The sequence below is a fragment of the Shinella zoogloeoides genome (assembly GCF_003574625.1).
GTDB classification, from domain to species: domain Bacteria; phylum Pseudomonadota; class Alphaproteobacteria; order Rhizobiales; family Rhizobiaceae; genus Shinella; species Shinella zoogloeoides_A.
Genome location: NZ_QNUJ01000018.1, coordinates 18,420 through 44,402, shown reverse-complemented (window position 1 = coordinate 44,402; position 25,983 = coordinate 18,420). Strand labels below are relative to the sequence as shown.

The window sequence follows — 25,983 nt, the reverse complement described above, 5'->3', positions numbered from 1 at the left end:
TTTCGGCGATAGCAAGGAAATTCGCGACGAGCCGGCAGACCATTATGCGGGTTCGCGACGAGAGTTCACGGTCCGTTCGACCTTAGCGTGTCTGGGGGAACAAATCTTGTTCTGACCCCAGGATGGCTTCCTTCTGCCGGGGCGGGGCGGCGTGCTTGTTGCGGATACCGGCCATCACCGTGGCAATCGCTCGGTTCTTGCGATCGAGCGGCGTCCCACGCTGCGCGCAGTTCCATCCGATGGCGGCGAGGCGCCGCTCGATGGTCGCGACCGAATTCGGCTTGGCGCCGCGCGTAGCCGTGCAAACGGCACTGCCGGAGGCGCAGGCGGTGATGTAGAGGCCGACGACCTCCGGATCCGGGGGGAGGGCGGATAGGTTCTGGCGCCGGCACCAAGCGGTAAAATGCGTCCAGTCGGCGGTGTAGGCGCGGCGGGTGTTGGCGGAGCTGGCCGCTTCGACGTAACCCCGAGCGCGGTCGGTGAGGTCCTGCAGGTGGGCCGGCAGGGGAGGAGGCGCCGGCGCGGCGACGACGGTCTTGGAATTGCCATCGGCCGCCGGCGTGCTGTGCGGCGGCGCGGAAGGTTCCGGAGGGTGATTTTCGCTGTTTTTGTCGACGATTCGGGTCATTTCTCTATAATGACAAAAATGAAAGATAATGCAATCTTATCGATCATTATGCATGAAAGACAAGCCGTGCGGTTATTGCGTATAGTGTTGGCATAATCCGCACGTTTGGCCTATGCTGTCGGTCATGGATTCGCCTGTCGCCTCACCCGTTTCCGCTCCGGCGCTCATCCCCGCCTTGCCCGGCTGGACCCTGCCGCGTGGCCGCCAGCCGGACGAACTCGCCGCCGCCTTTGCCGCCGGCATCGCGTTGAAATCGCTGGACGATCTTGTCCGCTCCGCGCCCGCCTGGGCCGGCTGCTGGCGGTCCCGCCAGGCCCTGAAATGTGCCGCCGTCGCGGTCCGGCTGATGGGCTGCAGCGAGGACGAGGCGGCGTTGCGCGATGCCGTTCTGCTCACCGCCGCCGGTGACGATCCCGGCCCGGCCGGAAAGGTGTTTTTGGCCTATAAAAGACTTTCCACTCGAAAACCCGCTTTCTCCTCGAAGGCGGTGGCGGAGCTTGCCGATCTGTTGGGCCTCGCCTGGGACGATCGGCTCACCGCGGCGGTCGATCATGCCGACGACGCGCTGCAATCCGGCCGCCCGGCGCCATTCGCCGCGGCGGACCTGGTCACGGCCATGCATGCCGTGCGCCCAGATGCCGAGCCGCTCGCCTGGCTGCTGGCCGACATGTTGATCGCCGGGCTGCTGAAATGGGATTGTGCCGTGCCGCTGCTGATGGCCGAGCGCTATGGGCCGGCCTTCAAGACGCTTGGGGGCAGAGGCCGTGTGCGCCCAGGCGAGCCGGCCTTCGCCCGCGCTGTCTGCCTTGCCCTCACCGAGGGAACAGGCGCGGCCCTGCGCACCGCCGGCGAGATCGCGCGGCGTTCTGAAACGCTGCGTACCGCGGCGCCAAAGGTCCGGACGAAAGGCGCTGGCGCCGTCATCCAGGCCTTGCTTGATGAGGACGCGGTGGCGGCCTCGGCGCCCGGCAGCAATCTCTCGCGCTGGGCGGCGACCCGGCTGTTCGACCGGCTGGAAGGCTTTGACGCCGTGCGCGAACTGTCCGGTCGTAGTTCGTTCCGGATCTATGGGCTATGACGATGGCTGAACCGGAGGAAGCGGGCAAAACACGAACGTCTCGGACAAAGGACGCAAGCGAATGCTTGCTGGATCGGGAGCTGGCGGATTTGCCGCCGGAGTTGCGCTGGCGCGAATGGATGCTGCGCGTCGAGGCGGTGATCTTTGCCGCGGCCGAGCCGGTCGGCCGCGAGACGCTGGCGCGTGTCGTCGGCAAGGACTGCAGCATCGACCTTCTGATCGACGATCTGCGCGCGGAACTGCGGGACCGGCCCTATGAGATCGTCTTCGTCGCCGGCGGCTGGCAGCACCGAAGCCGTTCGGCTTACGCGTCCGCGATCCGGGCGTCGCAGGCTTCGACGCGCAGCGCGGCGCCCGTACTGTCCGACTTCGAGGCCATGGTGCTGATGGCGATCGCGTATTTCCAGCCGATCACCCGCGGCGACCTGTCGAAAATCTTCGGCAAGGAGGTCAGCCGCGACACGATCGCCAGTCTGCGCAATGCCAACTTCCTCGCCTCCGGCCCGCGCAGCCCGACGCCGGGTGCGCCCTACACCTATGTTACGACCAAACAGTTCCTCACCGCCTTCGGCATGCAGACGCTGCGCGATCTGCCCGACATCGAAGCGCTGGAGGATGGGGGGTTGCTCAGCCGGAAGGGTATGCAGGAGGGAGCCCAGGAGACGGCCGGGGGCGAAGAGGAATAGTCGATAACTAGGGTAGCGGGAGCCCGTAGTCGCTTGTCAGTTAGATCAGCCCGCCGATCTTCTGACGAAGCAGTGCCGGAAAAGTCTTCAGGCCACTTTGTTGAAGTCCATCGATAAACATGTCGACCGAGGGCATCGTCTTTCGGAGATTTTGCCGCGCTCGTTTGATGCTGGAGATCAGCGCATCGGGAAACGTCGCATGGAGGCCAGTGAGGAAAGCATCCGGGGACTGGCTTGCCACGCCATGAGAGGCTAGATCCTTCGCCGGAAAGTCCTTGAGATTCCAGGTGACGATATACGCGGCTTTGCCGGCGATGGCGGCGGCCAAGACATGCCGGTCGTCAGGATCGGGCAGACGGAGCTCCGGAATGAGGTGGCGGTAGTCCGTGATGTCCGCGTCCGGCAAGACTGCCTTCATCCTGTCGCGTGTTGCGATCAGGCGTTCGATGGGCAACGCCGGCGTGTTGGCCGCGAGATTGCGGATCCACTCATCATGAATCTTGTCCGTCCAGCGTGCTTCGACAAGTCCGTCGAAAGCGCACTGGATCAGGACGTTGCGCAGGTGAAATGGATAGAGGACGCAGGCATCATACACCGCGACGGGCGGGTTAGAGGCCATGGGTCTGAATGAGGTCCTCTGTGTCATCGGCGAGCGCATCCATCGCGGACTGGCGGGTGTCGAGCTTGGATTTCAGTGCAAGCACGTCCTTAAGCAGAGCGCGACGATGCTTGCCCACGTAACGGAACGGCAGATCGCCGCGATCCATCCTAAGGACGACCAGGGGACGGGAGATGCCCAGAATCGCGGATGCTTCTGTTGGGCTCAATTCCTGATCCTCGGCCAGGACGGCAACGCGCTCGCCGCGCAACATGTGGGCCAGAAGGGCTTCAACCGCAGCGGCGGCCGACGGCGGAATCGAGAGCTTGTGCTCGCGGCCGCCCTCGTGATGGACGTGAAGCTCCAGCCTGTCGCCGGCAGTAAGCTTGGGCAGCGGCGAGGCTACCCTGCGGTCCCGATCCGACAACCCGGCGAAGTGTATGATTTGGCTGGCCATGATGCGGTCTCCTTGACAGCAATATAGTAGCTGGGATGCCTAACTGCAATAACTGAAATCGGCAGATGGCCTTATGCGAGTGTGTCGTCTTATCGATATCGCAGGCCCTGACCAATACGGAGAAGTTCTGCACCTCCTGTCACGAGATGAAGGACAACGTCTATCAGGAATTGACCAATACGGTGCACTTCACCAATCGCTCCGGGGTGCGCGCCTCCTGTCCGGATTGCCACGTGCCGCACCAGTGGACCGACAAGATCGCCCGCAAAATGCAGGCCTCCAAGGAGGTCTGGGGCAAGATCTTCGGCACCATCAACACGCGCGAGAAGCGAAACACGAATGGGCGCGCCTGAAGGCGAACGATAGCCTTGAATGCCGCAACTGCCATTCCGCCGTCGCGATGGACTTCACCAAGCAGACCCAGCGTGCCGCCGATATCCACTCGAAATACCTTCTGACGGGTAAGGCGACCTGTATCGACTGCCACAAGGGCATCGCGCACGAGCTGCCGAACATGAAGGGTGTCGATCCTGGATGGAAGATGCCGCCGGAGCTTGAAGGGGAAGAGTTGCCCGCAGCCTCGAACGACGCCATCGGTGATCTGCGCAAGGCTGTTGCAAGCGCGCATCGCGCGATGACGTTCTAAGCTAATTTCAGCAAAAGTGCGTAGAGGTTTTGCGTTTGGACAGGCTCTAGGGCCGTATAGAACGTCTTTCCCGCGCGCCGCTTCTTGCGGTGCGGGCGCCAGAAAATGTCATATCTCCTGCGGATCGCCCGAAGATGTGAGTTCTGCAACTCGCCGAACTCGACCGTATGGTCGTCCGGATCGTAAAAGCGGAATACGCGCTCTCCCCATGCCCGCCGTGTGACGGGATGGCTCAGGTCCACATGGCGTGGGATCCCCGCGAAGGCCGCGTCAATATCCTCGCGCTCGAAATACAAAAGAAGATTGCGCCGCCCATGTGCTAGCAGGGCTTGCCAACACGGCGATACCAAGGGCGACGACTATTCCTTATAATCGAAAACCTTCACCGGCTCCTCCTATTCCGATCAGCTGTCAGACAAGGCAATGACACAGTGAAACCTGCCCCGGCTCGCCGACACAGGTCACACGGAGCCGACTACATACACAGGTCCTGGTTCTCACCTTACACATCCATCAAGAGGGAGCCGCAAGCCGGGCGGCTGTCGGCGCCGTCGATGGCGCCAACGGCGAAAGCGGCTATGAATTGGCGCGGGGTTCGATCCTGATCCACCCGAGAAGCGTTGCCATCGAGTGGTCGGTTGAATGGACGATGTTCATCGGGGCGCTGATCCCAATCTTTTCAGGAGCTCATAATGCACCGGTGTTAGCACCTTGCTATTGTCTCGAAGATGTTGCATTGCGAAATGACGATGCAGCGATCCGGCAGCGCGGGGTCATCACGGTCTTTGCATGAAACCGAGCGGACTGAACGTACTGGTCATCGACGAGAATCGCATCCGTGCCGCCATCATCGAAGAGGGGCTGCGGGAGGCCGGCTATGAAAAGGTCGCGGTCATCGACGTTATGCATGGCCTGGCGCGGCGCATCGCCGATCTCAATCCCGATGTCATCGTAATCGATCTTGAAAATCCCAACCGCGACATGCTGGAGAGCATGTTCCAGCTCTCGCGCGCCGTAAAGCGTCCCATCGCGATGTTCGTCGACAGGTCCGACGAGGCCTCCATCGAGGCGGCGGTCGAGGCGGGCGTTTCGGCCTATATCGTCGACGGGTTGAAACAGGAACGGGTGCGCCCGATCCTCAAAATGGCGATCAGCCGCTTCAACGCCTTTTCCCGCCTCAACCGCGAGCTCGAGGAAACGCGCGGCGAACTGGAAAACCGCAAGGTCATCGACCGCGCCAAAGGCCTTCTGATGCGCTCGCGCGGGCTGTCGGAAGAAGACGCCTATGCCTTGCTGCGCCGCACGGCGATGAACCAGAATCGCAAGATCGTCGAGATCGCCCAGAGCCTTGTCACGGCGTCCAGCCTGCTTGATCCCGGAGGGACGCAATGACGACGCGCCATGCCATTACCGCCGGTTTCGTGCCGCTGCTCGACAGCGCACTCCTCGTCGTCGCCCGCGAGATGGGCTTTGCCGAGGAGCAGGCGGTCGACCTCACCCTGCTGCGCGAGCGGTCCTGGGCGAGTATCCGCGACCGGCTGGCCGTGCGCCATATCGACGTCGCGCATATCCTCGGCCCCGTGCCGATCGCCTGCAATCTCGGCCTCAACGTGCCTGCACCCGACATGATCGTGCCCATAGCTCTCGGCCTCGGCGGTAATGCGGTGACCGTTTCTCCTGCGCTCTGGCGGGCGATGGCGGAAAATGGTGCAACGGCGGATCTCGATGCCCGCGCGAACGGAACAGCGCTGCGCAAGGTCATCAAGGCGCGCTCGGACATGCCGCTGCGTTTTGGTGTCGTACATCCCTATTCGGGGCATAACTACGAACTGCGCTATTGGTTGGCCGCCAGCGCCATCGATCCCGATCAGGACATTGAGATCGTCGTGTTGCCGCCGCCGGATATGGGCGATGCGCTCGCCGAAGGGGTGATCGACGGCTATTGCGCGGGTGAGCCCTGGAATACCTTCGGCGTGCTGCGTCGCGGTGGCCATCTTGCGACTGTTAAGGCGGCGATCTGGCGGTCGAGCCCGGAAAAGGTGCTCGGGGTCAACGCTCGCTGGGGCAAGGCAAATCCCGAGGCAATGGCGGCGCTGCTGGTCGCGCTGCATCAGGCGTCGCTCTGGTGCGCTCGGCCTGACAATCATGAGGCGCTCGCCGCACTTCTAGCCCGGCCCGCTTATGTCGGGCGTGACGTGGAACTTCTTCTTCCGGCGCTCAACGGCAATCTTTTCATCGGTGACGGGGCGACGCAGGCGGTCAGCGATTTCTTCGTGCCCAACGCTAAGGCGGCGACCTTCCCCTGGAAGAGCCACGCCCTGTGGTTCTACACCCAGATGGTCCGCTGGCGGCAGATCGAACATACGGCGGAGCGTCAGCGCATTGCCGCTGAAACCTACCGGCCGGATATCTACCGCGCCGCGCTGAAGGACCTCGGAATCGCCATGCCGTCGGCCAGCGCCAAGGTCGAGGGGGCATTGACCGCCGCGACGCCTGTCGGTTCCTCCGGCGCGCTGACGCTCGGACCGGACGGGTTCTTCGACGGCGGGCTTTTCGACCCTGACGATGTGGAGGCCTATATCGCCTCCCAGTCCACCGGCTGAACAGGCGGCGCTTAATTTATGCGCGCTGCACAAAATTTGGCTCTGCGCTGCACAGATTGAGCGCCGTTCGTTGAATGCTGCACGCTGGAAAATTCTTCTTCTCTTTTTGAAACAATGGCTTGCTAAAACTGGCACGCCGATTGCTTTTAAGTAGTCAGGCCGCAGGGCCACGAAATCGGTGTCCAACGACGGGCACACCACCAGCAAAGCCGCTGATCAGGATTCTGTCCGCACGGAGCGACCGTGCGGCCGTGCCTGGCCAGCGGCCTTTTGTTTTTCACCCCCAAGATGGAGCGGCACGACCTTGTCGGGCCTCGGAGAAGTCATGTCTGAGATCAAGCAGCCCACATCCCCACGCGAACGCGCTGTCGCGCTCTGGATGTCCACCTTCGCCTTCACCATCTGTTTTGCCGTCTGGACGATCTTTGCGATCATCGGCATCCGCATCAAGGACGATCTCGGCCTGTCGGAAGCCCAGTTCGGCCTGCTCGTCGGCACGCCGATCCTGACGGGCTCGCTGGTGCGCATCCTGCTCGGCGTCTGGACGCCGCGCTTCGGCGGTCGCCTCGTCTATACGCTGACCATGCTGGCGGCAGCCCTTTCGACGCTCCTGCTGTCGCACGCGACGACCTTTCCGCAGATGCTGCTGGCCGGCCTCGGTGTGGGACTTGCCGGCGGATCCTTCGCCGTCGGCGTGGCCTATGTCTCGCCGTTCTTCCCGGCAGAAAAGCAGGGCACGGTGCTCGGCATCTTCGGCGCGGGCAATGTCGGCGCCGCCCTCACGAAATTTGTCGCGCCCTTCGTGCTCGTCGCCGCCGGCTGGCAGATGGTTGCGGAAATCTGGGCGGCCGCGTTGTTCTTCACGGCCTGCCTGTTCTGGTTCACGACGAGCGACGATCCGGCTTTCGCGAGCCGTCGTGACGGCAAGGCGCCCAAGCGCAGCCTGCGTGAGGAATTCGCCCCGCTGAAGAAGGCCCAGGTCTGGCGCTTCTCGCTCTATTACTTCTTCGCTTTCGGTGGGTTCGTGGCGCTCGCGCTCTGGCTGCCGCGTTATCTCGTCGGTGTCTATGGTTTCGATATCGCAACCGCCGGCATGGTCGCCGCTGCGTATTCCATTCCCGGCAGCGTTTTCCGGGCGCTCGGCGGCATGCTTTCCGATCGCAAGGGCGCGCGCTCCGTCATGTATGGCATGTTCGCCGTCTCGGCCGTGGCAACGCTTATCCTGTCGCTGCCATCAGGCATCACGCCCGCCGTCTTCATCGTCGTGGTCTTCGTGCTCGGTTTCGTCATGAGCCTCGGCAAGGCCGCCGTCTACAAGCACATCCCGGCTTACTATCCCGACAGCGTCGGTCCGGTCGGCGGCATTGTCGGCATGGTCGGCGGTCTCGGTGGCTTCATCCTGCCCATCGCCTTCGGTCTGCTCAAGGATGCGACCGGCCTCTGGTCGAGCTGTTTCCTGCTGCTTTTGGCCGTCGTCGCCGTCTCACTGACCTGGATGCACCTCTCCATCCGCCAGATGGAGCGCCCCTCCGTCTCCGCCGTCGCAGCATAATCGCAAGGAAAGATCATGACCGAGAAACTCGTCATCATCGGCAATGGTATGGCGCCGGGGCGCATGCTGGAGCATCTCTTCGAAAAGGCACCGGGCCAATACGCGGTCACCATTTTCAACGCCGAGCCGCGCGTCAATTACGACCGCATCATGCTCTCGCCGGTGCTGTCGGGCGAGAAGGATTATGAAGAGATCATCATCCACGGCGACGGCTGGTACATCAAGCACGGCATCACGCTCTACAAGGGCCACCGCATCGTCGCCATCGACCGCGATGCCAAGACGGTCACATCCGATCACGGCGTGACCGAGAGCTACGACAAGCTGGTCATCGCCACCGGTTCCGTGCCTTTCATCCTGCCGGTGCCGGGCAACAACCTGCCCGGCGTCATCACCTACCGTGACCTCGATGATGTGCAGGCCATGCTGCTGGCCGCCCAGTCGCGCGAAAAGGCCGTCGTTATCGGCGGCGGCCTGCTCGGTCTTGAGGCCGCCGCCGGTCTTGCAGGGCGCGGCATGGATGTGACCGTGCTCCATGTCATGCCGACGCTGATGGATCGGCAGCTCGATCCAGCCGCCGGCTATCTGCTGCAGAAGGAGCTCGAAGGGCGCGGCATCAAGATCCTCTGCAAGGCCAATACCAAGGCCATTATCGGCAACGGCAAGGTCGAGGGTATCGAACTGGAGGATGGCCGGATCATCCCGGCGACGCTCGTCGTCATGGCCGTCGGCATCCGCCCGAGCGTCGGGCTCGCCAGGGAGGCAGGGCTCGCCGTCAACCGCGGCATCGTCGTCGATCATGGCATGCATACCTCCGACGGCAGCATCTGGGCGCTCGGCGAATGTGCGGAAGTGGGCGGCATGGTCTATGGCCTCGTCGCACCGCTCTACGAGATGGCGCGTGTCGCGGCTTCGCATCTTGCCGGCGAGCAGGGTGCGGCCTTCGTGCATTCGGACACGCCGACCAAGCTGAAGGTGACCGGTATCGAGCTCTTCTCGCTGGGTGATTTCGCTGATGGCGACGATCGCGAGGAGATCGTGCTGCGCGATGCCTCGGCCGGCGTCTACAAGCGGCTGGTGCTGAAGGGTAACAAGATCATTGGCACCGTGCTCTACGGCGAAACCGCCGATGGCGCCTGGTTCAATGATCTGAAGAAGAAACAGACCGACATTTCGGAGATGCGCGAGACGCTGATCTTCGGCCAGGCCTTTCAGGGGGGCGCTCCGCTGGACCCTATGGCGGCCGTTGCAGCCTTGCCGGATGATGCGGAGATCTGCGGCTGCAACGGCGTTTGCAAGGGCAAGATCGTCTCGACCATCACGGAAAAGGGCCTGACCGCACTCGACGAGGTGCGGGCCTACACCAAGGCATCGGCATCCTGCGGTTCCTGCACCGGCCTCGTCGAACAGCTGATGACGCTGACGCTTGGTGACAGCTACAATCCCGCCGCTGTCCATCCGATGTGCGGCTGCACCGATATCGGCCATGACGACGTGCGCCGCCTGATCAAGGCGAAGGGGCTGAAGTCCATTCCGGCCGTCATGCAGGAACTGGAATGGAAAACCTCCTGCGGCTGCGCCAAGTGCCGCCCGGCGCTGAACTACTACCTCGTCTGTGATTGGCCGGACGAATATGCCGACGATTACCAGTCGCGCTTCATCAATGAACGCGTGCACGCCAATATCCAGAAAGATGGCACCTATTCCGTCGTGCCGCGGATATGGGGCGGGGTCACCAATTCCCGCGAACTGCGCGCCATCGCCGACGTGGTCGACAAATTCGAGATCCCGCTGGTGAAGGTGACCGGCGGCCAGCGCATCGACCTGCTCGGCATCGAGAAGGAGGACCTGCCGGCCGTCTGGGCCGATCTCGGCAAGGCCGGCTTCATCTCGGGACAGGCTTACGCGAAAGGCCTCCGCACGGTCAAAACCTGTGTCGGCTCCGACTGGTGCCGCTTCGGCACGCAGGATTCCACCGGCCTCGGAATCCGCATCGAAAAATTCATGTGGGGCTCGTGGACGCCGGCCAAGCTGAAGCTCGCCGTCTCTGGCTGTCCGCGCAACTGCGCGGAAGCGACTTGCAAGGATATCGGCGTCATCTGCGTCGACAGTGGTTTCGAGATCCATTTTGCGGGTGCGGCGGGCCTCGACATCAAGGGCACGGAGGTGCTCGGCCTCGTGAAAAGCGAGGACGAGGCGCTGGAGCACATCGTGGCGCTGACACAGATGTACCGCGAACAGGCGCGTTATCTCGAGCGCATCTACAAATGGGCGAAACGCATCGGTCTCGATGAGATCCGCCGCCAGATCTTGGGCGATGCGATGAAGCGCAAGGCCTATTACGACCGCTTCGTCTTCTCCCAGAAATTCGCCCAGGTCGATCCCTGGTCGGAGCGCGTCTCCGGCAAGGACAAACATGAATTTCGGCCGATGGCGACCATCGGCTACGGACAGGCAGCGGAATAGGAGGTCGGACATGAACTGGTATGCCATCGGAAACATTGCCGACATTCCGCTGCGCGGCGCACGCTGCGTGAAGACCCCGCAGGGCAAGATCGCCGTGGTCCGCACCGCGGAAAACGAGGTTTTCGCCATCGAGGACCATTGCCCGCACAAGGGTGGTCCGCTCTCCCAGGGCATCGTTCATGCCAAGGCCGTGACCTGCCCGCTGCACAATTGGGTGATCTCGCTGGAGACCGGCAAGGCGCTCGGTGCGGACGAGGGCGCGGTGAAGACCATCGCGCTGAAGAATGACGGCGGCGAGCTGTTCATCGCGCTCGAAAGCCTGATGGTGGCGGCCGAATAGGATGGAAAAGACGGTCAAGACAACCTGCCCCTATTGCGGCGTCGGCTGCGGCGTCATCGCGACGGTCGCGGAAGACGGCGCCGTCTCCGTCAAGGGCGATCCCGATCATCCGTCCAACTATGGCCGACTCTGCTCGAAGGGCTCGGCACTTGCCGAGACGATCGATCTCGACGGTCGCATCCAGCATCCCGAAATCGATGGCGAGCCGGCGTCCTGGGACAGTGCGCTCGACCTCGTCGCGGCAAAGTTCGCTGCTGCGATTGCCGAGCACGGCCCCGATTCCGTGGCGTTCTATGTCTCCGGCCAGCTGCTGACGGAGGATTATTACGTCGCCAACAAGCTGATGAAGGGGTTTTTCGGCTCGGCCAATATCGACACGAATTCGCGGCTCTGCATGTCGTCCTCGGTCGCCGGCCATCGCCGCGCCTTCGGCTCGGATACGGTGCCGGGGACCTATGAGGACCTGGAGCTGGCCGATCTCGTCATCCTAACCGGCTCCAACCTCGCCTGGTGTCACCCCGTGCTTTACCAGCGCCTTGCCGCCGCCAAGGAGCGGCGGCCGGGCATGAAGGTCGTCGTCATCGATCCGCGCCGCACCATGACGGCCGATATCTGCGATCTGCACCTCGCCATTCGCCCCGATACGGATGTGGCGCTGTTCGTCGGCCTCTTTGCGCATCTCGTTTCGAACAACGCCGTCGACCAGAACTATGTGGCGGCACACACGTCGGGCTTTGCCGACGCCTTCGCGACGGCCGCAGATGTTTCCTTCGGCGAGGTGCTGGAGCGCACAGGGCTTCCGGCCATGCAGCTTCGCGAATTCTACCGGCTGTTCACAACGACCGAGAAAGTCGTCACCTGCTACAGCCAGGGCGTCAACCAGTCCTCATCCGGCACCGACAAGGTCAACGCCATCCTCAATTGTCACCTCGCCACCGGCCGGATCGGAAAGCCGGGCATGGGGCCGTTCTCGCTGACGGGGCAGCCCAACGCCATGGGCGGCCGCGAGGTTGGCGGGCTCGCCAACATGCTGGCCGCCCATATGGCCATCGAACGCGCCGAGGACCGCGACCGGGTGCAGCGCTTCTGGGCCTCCCCCGTCATCGCGAAAAAGCCGGGCCTCAAGGCCGTCGATCTCTTTCAGGCCGTGGCGGACAGGCGCATCAAGGCGCTGTGGATCATGGCGACCAACCCCGTCGTCTCGATGCCCGATGCCAGCGCCGTCGAGGCGGCAATCAAGGCCTGCCCCTTCGTCGTCGTTTCCGACATCCTCAAGGAGACGGACACCGCCCGTCACGCCGATGTCCTGCTGCCGTCGCTCGGCTGGGGAGAGAAGAGCGGGACCGTCACCAATTCCGAGCGCCGCATTTCCCGCCAGCGCGCTTTCCTCGCGGCGCCCGGCGCTGCACGGGCGGACTGGTGGCAATTGGCTGAAGTCGCGCGCCGCATGGGCTTTGCGGACGCTTTCGCCTATGAAACACCCGCGGAAATCTTCTCCGAACATGCCGCACTCTCGGCCTTCGAGAACGACGGCAGCCGGGGTTTCGACATCGGCTCCCATCACGGCATCGGGCGCGATGATTACGATGTGCTCATCCCCTTCCAATGGCCGCAGCCGGCAGGGCAGGGGCGTGCGGAAACCCGCTTCTTCGCCGATGGCGGTTTCTACCATGCGGACGGCAAGGCGCGCTTCGTCGCGGTTGAGCCTGCCGAAACCGACCGCACCAATCCCGACTATCCCTTCACGCTGAATACCGGCCGCATTCGCGACCAGTGGCACACCATGACGCGCACCGGCAAAAGCGCGCGCCTGTCGTCCCACATCGCCGAACCCTTCGCGGAACTGCATCCGCGCGATGCCATCGAGATCGGCGTCGGCAACGCCGGATTGGTCGAGCTCGAGAGTCCGTTGGGCAGCGCCGTGGTACGCGCGTTGATCACCGAACGTCAAGCGCAGGGCAGCATCTTCGCCCCCATGCACTGGAACGACCAATTCGCCGCCGGGGCCCGCATCGATGCCGTCGTGCCTGCCATCACCGACCGCTTCTCCGGCCAGCCCGCCTCGAAAAACGTCGCCGTCGCGGCCCGGCGGTTCAGGGTGCAGCACTATGCCTTCGCCGTCTCGCAGGCGAAGCCGGCCGAGCCGGACGCAGCCTACTGGGCGCTCGCAAGGGCCGATGGCGGCTGGCGGCTGGAACTGGCCTTCACCGCGCCGGTGGAAGCCTGGGCGGACTGGTGCCGCCGCACCTTCGCCGTTCCCGAGGGTGTCGAGCCACTCGGCTATGCGGATGCGCAGACCGGCGATGTCAGGCTCGCTTTCTTCGACGGCACGCGGCTTCTCGCGGCCTTCTTCCTGGCGCGCGAACCCGTCGCCGTCGCCCGTAACTGGGCGATCGCGCAGCTCACTGCCGAACACGCCAACCTGCGCAAGCGCTTCGCGCTCGTCGCCGGCCGGCCGGGCGCGGACAAGCCGGAGCCCGGCGCCACCGTCTGTTCGTGCTTCGGCGTCGGCGTCAACCAGATCGTCGCCGCCGTGCGCGGTGGCTGCCACAGCGTCGAGGCCGTCGGCAAGGCGCTCAATGCCGGAACCAATTGCGGCTCCTGCCGGGCCGAGATCAGGGGGATCGTCGATGGATGTCTCGCAGCCGCCGCGGAGTGAAGCCCGCATGGAGCCGCTCGCCAAGCTGCCCGTTTTCTGGGCGCTGGAGGGCAAGCGTGTCATGGTAGCCGGCGGCACGGATGCCGCGATGTGGAAGGCCGAACTGCTGGCCGCCTGCGGCGCCCGCGTCGATGTCTATGCGGAAACCTTCGGCGAGGCCTTCGAGGCGCTCTTCGCCCGCATACCGGATCATCCGGCTGCATGCCTGACGCGGCATGCCCGGTGCTGGACACCATCCGATCTCTCGGACGCGGTGCTGGCGATCGGCGATTGCGAGGACGATGCGGACACGTTCGCTGCCGCCGCCCGCGCCGCGGGCGTGCCAGTCAATGTCATCGACAAGCCGGCCTTCTGCCAGTTCCAGTTCGGTTCGATCGTCAACCGCTCGCCCGTGGTCGTGGCGATCTCGACGGACGGCGCGGCACCCATCTTGGCGCAAACGATCCGCCGCAAGATCGAGACGCTTTTGCCGCGCAGCCTCAAGACCTGGGCGGCACTGGCACAGTCGCTTCGTGCGGCGGTCAACCTGCGTCTCAAGCCCGGTCATCCGCGCCGCGTCTTCTGGGAGCGGTTTTGCGACCGGGTCTTTTCCACGCTGGATACGCCGGAGGAGGACGTGGGCGGGGAGCTTCTTGCTGAGGCCGAACGGCTCGCGGAAGCCCCCGCCATCGGTCGCGTGACCTTCGTCGGCGCCGGGCCGGGCGACGCGGAACTCCTGACGCTCAAGGCCGTGCGCGCGCTGCAAGCGGCCGATGTCATCCTCTTCGACGATCTGGTTTCCGCCGACGTGCTGGAGCTTGCCCGCCGCGAGGCCAAGCGCATGCTGGTGGGAAAACGCGGCCGCCGCGAGAGCTGCCGGCAGGAAGACATCACTGCCACGATGGTCAGCCTCACCAGGGCGGGCAAACGCGTGGTGCGGTTGAAGTCTGGCGACCCCATGGTATTCGGCCGGGCCGGCGAGGAGATCGCTCATCTCGATCGCGAAAACATTCCCGTCGACGTTATTCCCGGCGTCACGGCTGCCAACACCACGGCTTAAGTGAACCGTTGAAGTGCGGTTGGATCGACTCCCTTCAATAGGGTTTACGGATTTACTCGGGCTGCCGGGTGTGCCGCCATCTCATCAAACAGCCAGTCGCGGAACGCCCTGATCTTGTGGTGCCGCAACGCGCCTTCCGGATAGACGACGTAGTAGCTCCAGCGCGATTTGAGGGCCAGGTCGAAGGGCCGCACCAGCCGTCCCGCTGCGAGGTCCGCTGATACGAGCGCGCTCCTGCCGAGAAGCACGCCTTCGCCCTGCACGGCCGCCTCGACCGCATAGGCGGCGGATTCGAATTTTATGCCCGCGGTGTGATCGATGCCGTAAAGGCCGGCGGCTTGGAGCCAGGTCGCCCAGTCGATGCGAAAATTGTCGTGAATGAGCCTGTGGTGCCGGAGGTCCTCCGGGCTGCGCAGCGGGCGGTCTGCCTTCAGCAGCTCCGGGCTGCAGACGGGGCTGACATCCTCTTCCGCCAGAAGTTCCGATACGACCTTGTCATAGTTGCCCTCGCCGTAGCGGATTGCGATATCGATGCCATCGCGGATGAAATCGGTGAGCGTTCCAGACGTCGAAAGACGCACGTCGATTTCGCGGTGAATCCGATGGAACCTGTGGAGGCGGGGTACAAGCCACCTCCCGGCAAAGCCATCCGAGGTGCTGACATTGAGAACACCGGCCGATCTTGAGGCTGTTGCTGCGATGGTCGCGATACCCATGCGGTCAAGTGCGGCGCCGATTTCGGCGGCGTAGGCCGCTCCCTCCGGCGTCAGCCTGACCGAACGCGTGCCGCGCTCGAAGAGCCGGACGCCCAACATCCCCTCGAGATTGCGCACAGCTCGGCTGATCGCCCCGTGCGTCAGGTTCAATTCCGCGGCTGCGCGGGTGAAGCTCAGATGCCGGGCAGCAGCATCGAAGGCTGGCAACGTCGTCAGCGGAGGAAGTTTGCGGGCCATGGATCACCTGTGAGCCTTGATCACAAATCATCGACGATTACTCGTTTGTCGTCCAGCCGGTTTTGCCGCAGTTTTTCCTCATCGATTTGAATTCAACGGCCGCTCCCCGGGGGGCGCGATTTGAGAAGGAAAAACGCTGTGAGTATCATTCACACCTACGACGCTCCGTGCGGCAGCCTTGTGCCGGTTTCCGCGCCTGACGCCCGAAAGGCGCTGACATCATTGTTCGCGTTCGTCGCACGCCTGGCGGCCCGGCCACGGAATGCGGTTCGCCTACACCTTGCCATGCGGCGCATCCCGCGCTTTTCGGCCCGCCGTCTTGATGACATCGGCTTCGAACGCGACTGGGACGGGACAATCCGCCCCCGGTCTGCGGCCGCCAGTCAAGGAGAAGGCAAATGAAGATCTATCCTCATCTCTGGTTCCAGGGCCAAGCCGAGGAGGCCATGGCGTTCTACCTGTCCGTCTTCAAGGATTCCACGGTCCTCGAACGCATCCTATTGCCCGATCCGGAATTGTCTGTCGTGCGGTTCGCGCTTGCCGGGCTGCCGGTTGCGGCTTTAAACGCCAACTCGTGGGTGCCGTACAACGAAGCCTTCTCCTTCCTCGTCGAAACCGACGATCAGACGGAGACGGACTATTATTGGAACGCGCTCACCGCCGACGGCGACAAGGAACAGCCCTGCGGGCGGCTGACGGACAAGTTCGGCGTCTATTGGCAGGTCACGCCGCGGGTACTCCTACGCATGCTCGCCGATCCCGACCAAGAGAAAGCCAACCGCGTGATGCAGGCCATGTACAAAATGAAGAAGATCGTCATCGCCGATCTCGAGCACGCCTATCGCGGCGGACGCGTTCCGCTTCACCGGAAAAATTATCTTCAACGCAGAATATGGAGAACCTGATGGCACCGCTTATGGGCAGGAAAGTCATTATCGTCGGCGGCAGTTCGGGTATCGGTCTCGGCGTCGCCTCCGCCGCGGTGAAAGCCCGGGCACAGGTGGTCATCGTCGGTCGCTCGATGGAGAGGCTGAAGGTGGCGCGAGAGACACTCGCCGCTGAGGATCGTCTTACCGCCCTTGCCGCCGACATGACGCAGGAGCGCGAAATCGCCCGGCTTTTCGATGCCGTGGGCACATTCGATCATCTCGTCTCGACGGCCGGGTCGCCTCCACCGGGCGATCCGATCGATCAGACGGACATCGATGCCGTTCGCGACTTCATCGAGAACAAGTTTGTCGGTGCCGTTCTTCTTGCAAAACACGCGGCTCGCCGATTGACGCGCGGTGGGTCCATGACGTTCACCTCGGGCATCAACAAGGACAAGCCACCGGTCCCGGGAGGCGCGGTCGTCGCGGCGATTGCTGGTTCCTTCAGCTATCTGGCCCACGCGCTATCGCTTGAACTGGCGCCAACCCGCGTGAACGTCGTGTCACCGGGCTGGGTGGACACCCCCATGTTCGACGCATTGGCCGGCGAGGCGAAGGCAGGGTATTTCGACACTATGGCCGCCCGTTTGCCCGTTGGTCGCATTGCAACGCCGGCCGATATCGCGCCTGCCTATGTTCACGCGATGGAAAGCGATTTTACCACTGGCCAGACCCTTCATATCGATGGCGGCCAGAGCCTCATTTGATAGGCGGGCAACCGGACCGCTCATCCCCTCATAAGTATCTGGTTCGCTTGAATCTGCGGACGCGCAAATCTGTCTCTGTCGCCTGACCAAGGCAGCCCTGGAGGCTTGCTGTCCTGGAGGGAATGAGGACCCGGGAGCGCCTCGTATCGCTCGACCGGTCCCCTGCGTGACCGATGCGGCTTGAGCACCACATCGGGCCGCGCAGCTTGCAGAAATGATAAGCGGCTATCCTACGTCCGGACGTTCGCGGCAGCGGGCGTGTGCCAGTTTGAGAATCCGGCGAGCGCGATGGGCTGCGAGCGGGCGGGGTCGTCGGTAAGTCGGCGCTCCTCCATTTGCTGCACGATTCCGCTGATCGCGCGGGTGGATCCTCAGTGGCAAGTGGTTCTTGGAACCGCGCCGAAGGCGTTAGAATAGCATAGTCATTCCTCGGGTCAGCGTCCATTATAGAGCAGCGCCAAGATACCGCCTCGTTCGCGCAATCCCACCCACCCAAAATTGAGAGAACCATGCTGGCATAGACCCCGTAAACCGGGAAAGAAGGGTTTTAGAAGGTCAACTCTATCCTAATAGAGCGACCGACGAATCTTGCGTAGCTCGAATACCGCAGTTTTGGATGCGCCGCCCTTGGCAACTGACCGCCGGTCGGCATCGACGAAATCCCCATTGTCGCCAAGAGGCTCATTCCGTTACCTGGTTTTGCTGTTTCGGTAAACCAGTTGAGTTTCGAAGGGGGCTTCGCGGGCAAGGATGTCATCGACGACGGGACGACCGGGCGCGTGGCGGCAAACCGGATCGGTCGCCGTGGCATCGGCGGCAAGAGCCAAGGCCTGACAGCGGCACCCGCCATGATCCTTGTCACGGCGGGCGCAACTGCGGCAAGGTTCCTTCATCCAGGCGTAGCCGCGAAACGCGTTGAAGGCGGATCCGTCATACCAGATGGCCGAGAGCGGTTTCTCGGTCACCCGGTCGAAAGCGAGGCCGGGGATCGTCGCGGCGGCATGACAGGGCAGAACCGTTCCGTCCGGGGCGATATTGATGCCGGTCGTGCCCCAGCCGCCCATGCATGCCTTGGGATAGTCCGCATAATAGTCGGGCGGTACGAAGTCGATCGTCATCCGGCCGGCATAGGCACGCCGCGCCGCGAGCACTGCTTCCTTCGCGCGGAGAACCTGGTCTCGGGAGGGCAGCAGCCCCGACCGGTTTGCCAGCGCCCAGCCGTAGAACTGCACGCAGGCGACCTCGATGCGCCGGGCGCCGAGGCTTGCGGCGAATTCAATCGCCGCGTCGATATCGTCGATCGTGTGCCGGTGCATGACAGCATTGATGGTGAGCGGAAGACCGCGCCGGTGAACCTCATCGGCAAAGGCGAGTTTGCGGGCGAAGCCACCCTTGTAGCCACCGATCCAGTCGGCCTTTTCGGCACGCGTCGCCTGCAGCGAAAGTTGCACATGATCGAGGCCTGCCGTTTCCAGGGCATCGAGGCGAGAGGGGGATAGCCCAATGCCCGACGTGATGAGATTGACGTAAAGGCCCGCATCGCGCGCTACCGCCACAAGCGTCTCGAGGTCCCGTCGCGACGCCGGTTCTCCGCCGGAAAGGTGCAATTGCAGGACGCCAAGGTCCGCCGCCTGCCGGAAGACATCCGCCCAGATTTCGGTCGGCAATTCTTTCTCGCGTGCGGTCAGCTCAAGCGGGTTGGAGCAGTACGAGCAGGACAGCGGACAACGGTGCGTCAGTTCCGCAAGCAGGGCAATGGGTGGGGCAGGTCGCTCCGTCATCGATAATCCACCAGTCTTTGCGCCACGAGGCCGCCCAGAAAATCGCGGACGTCCGACATAACCGCCGCCTCGGGTGCGCCGTAGCGTTCGGCGAGCCGGGCGGCAATCGTGTTCACCGTGGACCGACCGTCGACCTCGCGAAGGATGGCGTTGCCGGTCTCGTCGAGCAGCAGCGCCCGTTCCGGAACGAGAAGCACCATCGTGTCGCGGACGCGGTCATGATGCAGGCGCGTTCCTCGCGGAAGGCAGGGGACGGGATCGTCGGTCATGGCCGTGCTGCCAGTTGTGCCTCGCCGGGCTTCCAGGCTCCAGGCGGCACATGTCCGTCGACATAGGCGCTCCATAGTGCGTCGAGCTGTGCCCAAAGCACATCCGTCTTGAATGTCAGCGCTGCGATCGCCGCCTCCTGATCGGCGCGGGTGACAGCATGGGTCAACACCCAGTCGAGCGTGAAGCGGACATCCTTCGGGGCTTCGGTCAGGCGATGACGGAAATAAGCGATCGTCTCGCGGTCCGCGAAATCATAATGCTCCAGAAGACCGTCGATCCGGCGGGTGTGAATGGCGGGGGCAAACATTTCCGTCAGGGAACTCGCCATGGCGGCGATGAGCGGCTCGTCGCGTACGAAGCGGATGTAGGCGTCCACGATGAAGCGCGTCGCCGGCATGACACCGTGGCCCGAGGCGACATAGGCCGGGTCGAGGCCGACACCTTCGGCGAGCCGCAACCATCGCCGGATGCCGCCGCCGTCTTCGACGCCGCCGTCGTGGTCTTCGATACGCGAGCGCCAGACGCGCCGCAGATCCGGGTCATGGCAGCGCGACAGGAAAGCGGCGTCCTTCATCGGGATGGAGCACTGATACTGCCATCGATTGATGACCCAGGCCTGCACCTCATCCATCGTGCAGCCGCCGCTATGCAGCCGATCATGGAAGCGATGTTTGTCGTGATAGCGCTCGACCCCGACCCGCCGCAGCCGCGCCTCGAATTCAGCGCGGCTCAACGGCAGTTCGTTGTGGTTCACGATCGAATTCATAGCGCGATCTCCATGCCGTCCCGAGCAATCTCCCACCCCGCCGCGGTGACGGCCGCACGGGCGGCGCTATCCGGCATCAAGGCCGAATTCGTATTGTTCACATGCGTGTAGATGCGACGCCCGCGCAGCGACCGCAGTCGCGCGAGCGAGCCATCGGGACCGCCCATGGCCAGATGCCCCATGCGGGCTCCTGTTTTCGTGCCGGTGCCGGAACGCGGCATTTCGTCATCGCGCCAGATCGTACCGTCAAACAGCACCGCATCTGCCGGTTCCAGGAGGCTCACAAGCCAGTCGGGCAGGGCCGCGCAACCGGGCACATAATGCACCTCGCGATCGCCGGACCGCAGCCGCAGTCCGATTGTCTGCTCACCCATCATCGTCACGTCGGGCGCCTCGCCTTCGAGATAGAGTGGTATTTTGCCCGGAACGGCATAAGCGGCGACGGTCAGGCCCGGAAGCGGACAAAAATCAGTGTCGAGAGCGATTGTTTCGCGTTGCACGAACGTGGGGTCCAGGACACCGAAGACCGTGTTCTGCGACAGGATCTGGTGGGTTGCTTCCGTTGCGAAAAGGGTAAAACCCGTCTTCTCACGCAAGGTCAGAAGCCCCGCGATATGGTCGACATCGCCGTTGGTCAGCACAACCGCCTTGATCGGACTGTCGCGAAGACCGGTCGGATGGAGGGCGGGCGAGGCGGCAAGCTGGTGGCGCAAATCAGGCGATGCATTGAGCAAGGCCCAGTTTCGACCGTCCACGCTGACTGCGAGCGTACTTTGCGTCATGGGCGCGATCGCGCCCGTGCGTGCGGCCGCGCACTGGACACAGCCGCAATTCCACTGGGGCAGGCCACCACCGGCGCCTGCCCCGAGCACGATGATACGCACCGTTGCCTCAGAACGGGTGGTCCGGACGCGGGTCATCTTCCGACGGGCCATACATGTTGATTTCCATGCCGCAGGCGATGTCCTTGATGACGGGTTTCTTCCAAGCCATGAAATTCTCCTCCAGGTTTGTGGAACAGCCACCGCAGCAGGTTGCGCTACCTCAGGCCCGCTCCACAATGCGACCAAGGTCTCTATATGGGGCGGACCTATTGCGCGGCGGCGAGTGTTTCGAAGGCCGCCTTCATGCGCTCGCCGGCCTTTGCCGGCAGCTTGACGGCCTTTGCCGCCTCCAGGTTGGCCGGGCTGTCGCCGACCTTGATGAGCGCGACCATGCCCATGCTGAAATGCGGCGAGCACTTCACGCCGTAGATGCCGGGGGAAGACACGGTCAGGACATATTCCTCGTTGACCTTGCTCTTGAAGGGCTCGACGCCATCGGGAAGCATGCCCTTGATGCTCTCGACATTGTGGCTCTTGTCCGTCGGGATGAAGTGGATCGTATCGCCCGGGGCGGCGGCGATCGCGGCGGGTTCGAAGACCATGTTGCCGCTGTCGCCTTTGTTCATCATCTTGACCACATGCTCGGCAGCCTGGGCTGTGCCGCTTGCAAGGACCATTACGGTTGCTATTGTGATGAAATTCTTCATGTCCATCTCCTCCAAGTCAGTTTGGAGGGGTGTCTCACGGGTCGGCTGGCCTCGCAATGCGACCTTGGTGCCAGCCTCGCGGCCTACCCGGCATGCAGGACGAAGGCCTCCAACGCATCGGCGGCAATTGGCTTGTACATGATCTCGATGCCCGCCGCTTCGGCCGCCATCCGCGTCTGCGGTTTGCGATCGGCCGTCAGAATGCGGGTCGGACGTTCGCCATGTTGCGCATGCAGGGCCTCGACGGTCTCTATGCCGGTCATGACGCCGTCAAGCTGCTGATCGACCAGATAGAGGTCCGGTACGATGCCGATTTCCTCCAGCAGCGAGAGCGCTTCCTCACCGCTTGCGGCCTCCAGAACGCTGACGCCGCGTCGCTCGAGCAGCAGCGCGATCGCCCGGCGCAAATCGAGGTCGTTTTCGACGAGAAGGGCGATACGGTCGCTGTTGTCGCCGGGCTCGTCGGGAATGACCGGCGTCGCCTCACGATAGGTCGGGCTTGCGTGATACGCCATAGGGGTCAGTTCCACGGAAAAGCAGGTGCCGCCCCCGAGCCGCGAGATCAAGGCTAACCGATGTCCGAGAAGCGCACAGGCACGTTCGACGATGGCCAGGCCGAGCCCCATGCCCTCCGACGCCGAGGCGGAGCCTTGCACGCGATGGAACTCGCGGAAGATCGCCTGCTGCTGGTCGGGTGCGATGCCCGGCCCGGTATCGTGGATCTCGATGCGCACCTGCCCGCCAGCGCGGCGCGGACCGACAAGAATGCGTCCGCTGGCCGTATAGCGGATCGCATTGCTGATCAGGTTCTGCAGAATGCGGCGCAGATAGGTCGGATCACTTGATACGGTGAGCGCGCAGGGCAGGATGTCGAGCCGCAGCCCCTTGCCGGCTGCGATCGGCGCAAATTCGTCGGTGAGCTGGCGCAGAAGCAGCGAAAGCGAGACGGGGCCGACATCCATCGCCGTGCCGCCAGCCTCCAGGCGCGAGATGTCGAGCAGGGCCCCCAGAATGTTCTCGACGCTGACAAGAGCGTTGTGCGCCTTTTCCAGCGTCCCGCGCAGCGGGGTCTGCTCCGCGTCGTCGCGTGCCGCGGCAACGAACAGCTTGGCCGCCGAAAGCGGCTGCAGAAGGTCGTGGCTGGCGGCCGCGACAAAGCGAACACGGGCGGTATTCGCGCGCTCGGCCTCCGCCAATGCCGCTGCGAGATCTCCCGTTCGGGCGGCGACGCGCGCTTCCAGCGAGTTGTTGGCGCGGATCATGGCGTGGATTGCCTGCCGCTCGCGCGTCACGTCGGCAAAGGACATCACGAAGCCGCGCCCGGGCATCTCCTGCGCGAAGACATCAAGGATGATGCCGGACGCGTGGGTGAACTCGAAGGAGAGGGGGCGGCGCGGCAATCCGCCATCGATCCATTGGCGCAGCATCTCGCTGGAAAAGCCGTCGCCGAGCGTAATGGCATGTCGGATATGGTTGGCCAGCATTTCAAATGAGATACCGCGCCGCAGGAGGCGGGCGGGAATGTCGAGCAATTGGGCGATGCGGCTGTTCCATCCGACGAGGCACCGGTTGGCGTCGAAGATTCCGACGCCCTGGTTGATGTGCTCCAGCGTGGCACGAATCATGCGGGCCTGATCGTCCAGCAGCTTGCCCCGCTCTGATCGCTCCATGCGAATGATATCCGTAACATCGGTCTGGAGGATCACGGTACCGCCGTCGGCAGTGCGCTGCTCGCTGACCTGGAGCCAGCGGTCGCCCCTAAGGCCGACATTGAATACCTGACGCGTATGGCGCAGCCGAATACGCTCAGCCGCCCAGGCTTTCGCTGTCATACCCTTCGGAAGAGCAAGAACGGCCGAGCGGCTGGCCGCCTCCACATAATCGGTGAAGGTGATGCCTGGAAGGAACTTCTCCCGCACATCCGTAAGATCTCGGCAAAAGCGCGAATTGCACATTACAAGGACTTCCGCCGGATCAAAGAGTGCGAACCCTTCCTCGATCGCCTCGATGGCCTGCGACAGGTCATGGCGCGCGCGCTCAGCGGCACTATTGGCCTCATTCAGAAGCTTCAGAGTCGCTTCCAGATCGTGTGTGCGCTGACGTACCCGATCCTCCAGCACCGCGGCGCGGCGGAACTGCTCGAAGGCGGCGCCTCGTTCGCCTGTGCTTTGCTCGACCTGGCGCATGAGGGCGTCAGCGATCACGAGCATCTTTTCAAGATTGCGTGCCTCGCCGTCCCCTCTGTCAAGCAAATCTTCGGATATCCGTTTGCTCATGAGGCGCTTTCCGGTACGATGGTTCCGGGCGGATAAAAAGCCAGGCCAGTCATCGTGTGGTTGATGTGCATCGGGCCGAACTGCTCACCATAGGTGGAAAAGCCGATCACGCCGTGCTGGCGAAGGAGTTCGGAGACACGGCTGGTCATCTGCCGTTCCTGCGCCTCGATCCGCCGGAGAATGCAATCGAAAGCGAGCACGGCGATCGGGTCCGCCGGTCCCTTGAGTGTCTGCAATTCAGCAGAGAGATGTCCGACCAGATCGTGCGGCTCGGCAATGGTCAGGACCATGCCTTCGTCGATCGCGGAGAAAAACAGAAGCTCGCCGGAGGGCAGGACCCGCTGGATCGCACGGACGTGGTGGCGCTCGCCCATGCGAACTGTCAACGGATGGATGGCGAAGGTCAGCGTGTTGACGCTTTCCGGTTCCATGCCGATGAGGCGGGCATATTCGTGCACGGCCGGCTCGGCATTGATGCACCGCACGATGCGGGCGGCGGGTTCGGCCTCCGTCACGACCATGCGCCGCTCGGTCGGCTTGATGTGATCCATCTTGAACGGGCGCAACGGACAGGCGCCGCGGATGACGGAAATCACTGCGGCATTCGCCAGAAGCCGCGTGCCGTCGAAAACCAGCGTCTCGCGAAAATGCGTGCCGTCACCCGCCGAGCCGCCGATCAGCGGCATCGCACCGGTGGCGGCGGCCAGTGCCGAAGCGAGTTCGTCCTCGCGGGCAGAAAGGCCATCGACGAAAAGCAGGGCAAACTCTTCCGGAAGGTGCCCATGGTCACGGGCGAGCGCCTGGCGGATATGCAGCAAGGTATCGGTAAGCTCGCCGGCGGCGAGTTCCGAGAGGTTGGGAACGAGCAGCGTCTCGGCAGCGAAGTGGCGTGCATGAAAGCCGATGGCGACGATGCTTTCATCGCCGTAGCCATCCCCAGAAATCTCGCCCGCAGTGGTGCAGCCGGCGATCTTCGCGCCCGGCCAGGCGTTCTCAGCCTCGGCAACGACGGCGGAGACGTCCGCTTCGGGCGAAACGAAAAGCAGCACGAGCGAGAACGGCCCGGCACCCAGGCGCTCGGCCAAGCGTTCGATCGGACAGGTCTCGTGCGCGGAAACCAGCGCGCGATCTATGTAACGTTCATCCACGGGTGACGGCCTCCTCCGCCTTTCCCCCGTCCTCCACTTTAAAGCATCCGGCTCGGCTCCGCGCCAGCGTCGAATGAGGTTCTTAGCCGATGGTCTTAGACGTCCGTCACCATCGTAGCAAAGCTGGCTTCCTGCGCGAAGAGCACCGCCTGCATGCGTGTCTGCACGCCGAGCTTGCGCATGATCGCCGTCACATGCGCTTTGACCGTCGTCTCCGCGATAGAGAGCTCATAGGCGATCTGCTTGTTCATACGCCCTGCGCAAACGAGTTGCAGGATGCGCGCCTGCTGACGCGTCAGCAGCGCGAGCCGCTTGACGGCCTCCTCGGAAGGGCTCGACGCGGAAGCTTCAAGTGCAAGTCGGCTCGCGTGGATCTCTCCGCGAGCGATGACCGAAAACGCCTCGCGGAACTCTTCGCGCGAGGCGTGTTTCGGCACAAAGGCATTGATGCCGGCTTTCAGTGCCGCGCGCACGACGCGGACCTCGTCAAGGGACGACACGACGACGATCGGCGTGTCCGGCGCGGCATGGCGCAGGCGCACCACGCCATCGAGCCCATTGACGTCCGGCAGGTTGAGGTCGAGCACCACGACGTCGGGCGGTGGCCCGGCGTTGAGCCGCGTCAGTGCCGCCTCGAGGGTGCCGACAGCCTCGACATCGGGGATGCCCACCGGCCCGGTGAGGGTCATCGCCAGCGCGTCGCAGAACAACGGATGATCATCTACGATCAGCGCCGATTTCAGCACTCGCACAGGTTTTTCCGGCATCACAACTGGTAACATGCGAAATTCCCGATAGGGCTGGCGATAGCTTAGCATCGAATTCGTCCGTCTTCATCGGCCTATTGCTCAGGGCGAAAGCAGAAAAGCC

22 protein-coding genes and 4 pseudogenes are annotated in these 25,983 nt (G+C 63.4%); 12 read left to right on the top strand and 14 right to left on the bottom strand.

The window, feature by feature from the left end:
* Positions 1–109 precede the first annotated feature (109 nt).
* Positions 110–628 (bottom strand): annotated as a pseudogene (locus DSD28_RS25335) (integrase); the annotation flags it as partial.
* 112 nt (positions 629–740) lie between these two features.
* Between DSD28_RS25335 and DSD28_RS25330 the strand changes: the two are divergent.
* Both DSD28_RS25330 and scpB read left to right on the top strand, forming a co-directional pair.
* Positions 741–1,706: a DUF1403 family protein gene (locus DSD28_RS25330; protein ID WP_119259213.1), complete on the top strand. Its 966-nt coding sequence runs from the start codon at positions 741–743 to the stop codon at positions 1,704–1,706.
* Between the two features lie 2 nt (positions 1,707–1,708).
* Positions 1,709–2,392, top strand: coding sequence for an SMC-Scp complex subunit ScpB (gene scpB, locus DSD28_RS25325; RefSeq protein WP_432430882.1), 684 nt, complete (start codon positions 1,709–1,711; stop codon positions 2,390–2,392).
* 40 nt (positions 2,393–2,432) lie between these two features.
* On the opposite strand, the gene DSD28_RS25320 is transcribed toward scpB, so the two are convergent.
* Both DSD28_RS25320 and DSD28_RS25315 read right to left on the bottom strand, forming a co-directional pair.
* Positions 2,433–3,011, bottom strand: coding sequence for a PIN domain-containing protein (locus DSD28_RS25320; protein WP_119259211.1), 579 nt, complete (start codon positions 3,009–3,011; stop codon positions 2,433–2,435).
* The gene (locus tag DSD28_RS25315; protein WP_119259210.1) at positions 3,001–3,447 is read right to left on the bottom strand and encodes a DNA-binding protein; all 447 of its coding nucleotides are present in this window, start codon (positions 3,445–3,447) and stop codon (positions 3,001–3,003) included. The genes DSD28_RS25320 and DSD28_RS25315 overlap by 11 nt, the downstream gene beginning before the upstream one ends.
* A gap of 107 nt (positions 3,448–3,554) precedes the next feature.
* On the opposite strand from DSD28_RS25315, the pseudogene DSD28_RS25310 reads away from it, so the two are divergent.
* Positions 3,555–4,093, top strand: a pseudogene (locus tag DSD28_RS25310) (NapC/NirT family cytochrome c); the annotation flags it as partial.
* A 140-nt stretch (positions 4,094–4,233) separates the two neighbouring features.
* On the opposite strand, the pseudogene DSD28_RS26345 reads toward DSD28_RS25310, so the two are convergent.
* Positions 4,234–4,410, bottom strand: a pseudogene (locus tag DSD28_RS26345) (VOC family protein); the annotation flags it as partial.
* A 472-nt stretch (positions 4,411–4,882) separates the two neighbouring features.
* On the opposite strand from DSD28_RS26345, the gene DSD28_RS25300 reads away from it, so the two are divergent.
* The 7 genes and pseudogenes from DSD28_RS25300 to cysG all read left to right on the top strand — a co-directional run.
* On the top strand, positions 4,883–5,485 hold the full coding sequence (locus DSD28_RS25300) for an ANTAR domain-containing response regulator (RefSeq protein ID WP_119259208.1): 603 nt from the start codon (positions 4,883–4,885) through the stop codon (positions 5,483–5,485).
* Positions 5,482–6,696, top strand: a complete 1,215-nt coding sequence (locus DSD28_RS25295; RefSeq protein ID WP_119259207.1) for a CmpA/NrtA family ABC transporter substrate-binding protein — start codon at positions 5,482–5,484, stop codon at positions 6,694–6,696. Before DSD28_RS25300 ends, DSD28_RS25295 begins: the two co-directional genes overlap by 4 nt.
* A gap of 325 nt (positions 6,697–7,021) precedes the next feature.
* On the top strand, positions 7,022–8,248 hold the full coding sequence (locus DSD28_RS25290) for an MFS transporter (RefSeq protein ID WP_119259206.1): 1,227 nt from the start codon (positions 7,022–7,024) through the stop codon (positions 8,246–8,248).
* Positions 8,249–8,263: 15 nt separating this feature from the next.
* On the top strand, positions 8,264–10,714 hold the full coding sequence (gene nirB / locus DSD28_RS25285) for a nitrite reductase large subunit NirB (RefSeq protein ID WP_119259205.1): 2,451 nt from the start codon (positions 8,264–8,266) through the stop codon (positions 10,712–10,714).
* 10 nt (positions 10,715–10,724) lie between these two features.
* Positions 10,725–11,054 (top strand): nitrite reductase small subunit NirD, encoded by a 330-nt coding sequence (gene nirD, locus DSD28_RS25280; protein WP_119259204.1) that lies wholly within the window; start codon positions 10,725–10,727, stop codon positions 11,052–11,054.
* A 1-nt stretch (position 11,055) separates the two neighbouring features.
* A complete protein-coding gene (locus DSD28_RS25275) occupies positions 11,056–13,713 on the top strand; it encodes a nitrate reductase (protein ID WP_119259203.1) in 2,658 nt (885 codons plus the stop codon).
* Positions 13,685–14,749: pseudogene (cysG, locus tag DSD28_RS25270) on the top strand (siroheme synthase CysG); the annotation flags it as partial. The gene DSD28_RS25275 and the pseudogene cysG, both read left to right, overlap by 29 nt.
* Positions 14,750–14,796: 47 nt before the next feature.
* Here cysG and gcvA read toward each other — a convergent pair.
* Entirely contained in the window at positions 14,797–15,705 is a 909-nt protein-coding gene (gcvA, locus tag DSD28_RS25265; protein WP_119259201.1) for a transcriptional regulator GcvA, read from the bottom strand.
* 398 nt (positions 15,706–16,103) lie between these two features.
* On the opposite strand from gcvA, the gene DSD28_RS25255 reads away from it, so the two are divergent.
* Together DSD28_RS25255 and DSD28_RS25250 are read left to right on the top strand one after the other, a co-directional pair.
* Positions 16,104–16,610, top strand: a complete 507-nt coding sequence (locus DSD28_RS25255; RefSeq protein ID WP_119259200.1) for a VOC family protein — start codon at positions 16,104–16,106, stop codon at positions 16,608–16,610.
* Positions 16,610–17,341 carry an SDR family oxidoreductase gene (locus tag DSD28_RS25250; protein ID WP_205536237.1) on the top strand — a complete coding sequence of 244 codons (732 nt, stop codon included), beginning with the start codon at positions 16,610–16,612 and terminating at the stop codon, positions 17,339–17,341. The genes DSD28_RS25255 and DSD28_RS25250 overlap by 1 nt, the downstream gene beginning before the upstream one ends.
* A 689-nt stretch (positions 17,342–18,030) precedes the next feature.
* Here DSD28_RS25250 and pqqE read toward each other — a convergent pair.
* The 9 genes from pqqE to DSD28_RS25205 form a co-directional block, all read right to left on the bottom strand.
* Positions 18,031–19,122 (bottom strand): pyrroloquinoline quinone biosynthesis protein PqqE, encoded by a 1,092-nt coding sequence (pqqE, locus tag DSD28_RS25245; protein ID WP_119259198.1) that lies wholly within the window; start codon positions 19,120–19,122, stop codon positions 18,031–18,033.
* The gene (gene pqqD / locus DSD28_RS25240; protein ID WP_119259197.1) at positions 19,119–19,391 is read right to left on the bottom strand and encodes a pyrroloquinoline quinone biosynthesis peptide chaperone PqqD; all 273 of its coding nucleotides are present in this window, start codon (positions 19,389–19,391) and stop codon (positions 19,119–19,121) included. The genes pqqE and pqqD overlap by 4 nt, the downstream gene beginning before the upstream one ends.
* Positions 19,388–20,158 carry a pyrroloquinoline-quinone synthase PqqC gene (gene pqqC / locus DSD28_RS25235; RefSeq protein WP_119259196.1) on the bottom strand — a complete coding sequence of 257 codons (771 nt, stop codon included), beginning with the start codon at positions 20,156–20,158 and terminating at the stop codon, positions 19,388–19,390. Before pqqC ends, pqqD begins: the two co-directional genes overlap by 4 nt.
* Positions 20,155–21,078, bottom strand: coding sequence for a pyrroloquinoline quinone biosynthesis protein PqqB (gene pqqB / locus DSD28_RS25230; RefSeq protein ID WP_119259195.1), 924 nt, complete (start codon positions 21,076–21,078; stop codon positions 20,155–20,157). Before pqqB ends, pqqC begins: the two co-directional genes overlap by 4 nt.
* The gene (gene pqqA, locus DSD28_RS25225) at positions 21,050–21,151 is read right to left on the bottom strand and encodes a pyrroloquinoline quinone precursor peptide PqqA (RefSeq protein WP_069063320.1); all 102 of its coding nucleotides are present in this window, start codon (positions 21,149–21,151) and stop codon (positions 21,050–21,052) included. The genes pqqB and pqqA overlap by 29 nt, the downstream gene beginning before the upstream one ends.
* A 97-nt stretch (positions 21,152–21,248) precedes the next feature.
* Positions 21,249–21,689, bottom strand: a complete 441-nt coding sequence (locus DSD28_RS25220) for a pseudoazurin (RefSeq protein ID WP_119259215.1) — start codon at positions 21,687–21,689, stop codon at positions 21,249–21,251.
* Between the two features lie 83 nt (positions 21,690–21,772).
* On the bottom strand, positions 21,773–23,965 hold the full coding sequence (locus tag DSD28_RS25215; RefSeq protein ID WP_119259194.1) for a hybrid sensor histidine kinase/response regulator: 2,193 nt from the start codon (positions 23,963–23,965) through the stop codon (positions 21,773–21,775).
* A complete protein-coding gene (locus tag DSD28_RS25210; protein WP_119259193.1) occupies positions 23,962–25,113 on the bottom strand; it encodes an FIST N-terminal domain-containing protein in 1,152 nt (383 codons plus the stop codon). The genes DSD28_RS25215 and DSD28_RS25210 overlap by 4 nt, the downstream gene beginning before the upstream one ends.
* Before the next feature lie 95 nt (positions 25,114–25,208).
* Positions 25,209–25,931 carry a response regulator gene (locus DSD28_RS25205; RefSeq protein WP_119259192.1) on the bottom strand — a complete coding sequence of 241 codons (723 nt, stop codon included), beginning with the start codon at positions 25,929–25,931 and terminating at the stop codon, positions 25,209–25,211.
* Positions 25,932–25,983: the final 52 nt, after the last annotated feature.

Excerpts from the sequence above, each read along its gene's own strand:
- DSD28_RS25330 (WP_119259213.1), top strand. The coding sequence starts at position 741 with ATGCTGTCGGTCATGGATTCGCCTGTCGCCTCACCCGTTTCCGCTCCG.
- scpB (WP_432430882.1), top strand. The coding sequence starts at position 1,709 with ATGGCTGAACCGGAGGAAGCGGGCAAAACACGAACGTCTCGGACAAAG.
- DSD28_RS25320 (WP_119259211.1), bottom strand. The coding sequence starts at position 3,011 with ATGGCCTCTAACCCGCCCGTCGCGGTGTATGATGCCTGCGTCCTCTAT.
- DSD28_RS25315 (WP_119259210.1), bottom strand. The coding sequence starts at position 3,447 with ATGGCCAGCCAAATCATACACTTCGCCGGGTTGTCGGATCGGGACCGC.
- DSD28_RS25300 (WP_119259208.1), top strand. The coding sequence starts at position 4,883 with ATGAAACCGAGCGGACTGAACGTACTGGTCATCGACGAGAATCGCATC.
- DSD28_RS25295 (WP_119259207.1), top strand. The coding sequence starts at position 5,482 with ATGACGACGCGCCATGCCATTACCGCCGGTTTCGTGCCGCTGCTCGAC.
- DSD28_RS25290 (WP_119259206.1), top strand. The coding sequence starts at position 7,022 with ATGTCTGAGATCAAGCAGCCCACATCCCCACGCGAACGCGCTGTCGCG.
- nirB (WP_119259205.1), top strand. The coding sequence starts at position 8,264 with ATGACCGAGAAACTCGTCATCATCGGCAATGGTATGGCGCCGGGGCGC.
- nirD (WP_119259204.1), top strand. The coding sequence starts at position 10,725 with ATGAACTGGTATGCCATCGGAAACATTGCCGACATTCCGCTGCGCGGC.
- DSD28_RS25275 (WP_119259203.1), top strand. The coding sequence starts at position 11,056 with ATGGAAAAGACGGTCAAGACAACCTGCCCCTATTGCGGCGTCGGCTGC.
- gcvA (WP_119259201.1), bottom strand. The coding sequence starts at position 15,705 with ATGGCCCGCAAACTTCCTCCGCTGACGACGTTGCCAGCCTTCGATGCT.
- DSD28_RS25255 (WP_119259200.1), top strand. The coding sequence starts at position 16,104 with ATGAAGATCTATCCTCATCTCTGGTTCCAGGGCCAAGCCGAGGAGGCC.
- DSD28_RS25250 (WP_205536237.1), top strand. The coding sequence starts at position 16,610 with ATGGCACCGCTTATGGGCAGGAAAGTCATTATCGTCGGCGGCAGTTCG.
- pqqE (WP_119259198.1), bottom strand. The coding sequence starts at position 19,122 with ATGACGGAGCGACCTGCCCCACCCATTGCCCTGCTTGCGGAACTGACG.
- pqqD (WP_119259197.1), bottom strand. The coding sequence starts at position 19,391 with ATGACCGACGATCCCGTCCCCTGCCTTCCGCGAGGAACGCGCCTGCAT.
- pqqC (WP_119259196.1), bottom strand. The coding sequence starts at position 20,158 with ATGAATTCGATCGTGAACCACAACGAACTGCCGTTGAGCCGCGCTGAA.
- pqqB (WP_119259195.1), bottom strand. The coding sequence starts at position 21,078 with ATGACCCGCGTCCGGACCACCCGTTCTGAGGCAACGGTGCGTATCATC.
- pqqA (WP_069063320.1), bottom strand. The coding sequence starts at position 21,151 with ATGGCTTGGAAGAAACCCGTCATCAAGGACATCGCCTGCGGCATGGAA.
- DSD28_RS25220 (WP_119259215.1), bottom strand. The coding sequence starts at position 21,689 with ATGAAGAATTTCATCACAATAGCAACCGTAATGGTCCTTGCAAGCGGC.
- DSD28_RS25215 (WP_119259194.1), bottom strand. The coding sequence starts at position 23,965 with ATGAGCAAACGGATATCCGAAGATTTGCTTGACAGAGGGGACGGCGAG.
- DSD28_RS25205 (WP_119259192.1), bottom strand. The coding sequence starts at position 25,931 with ATGCTAAGCTATCGCCAGCCCTATCGGGAATTTCGCATGTTACCAGTT.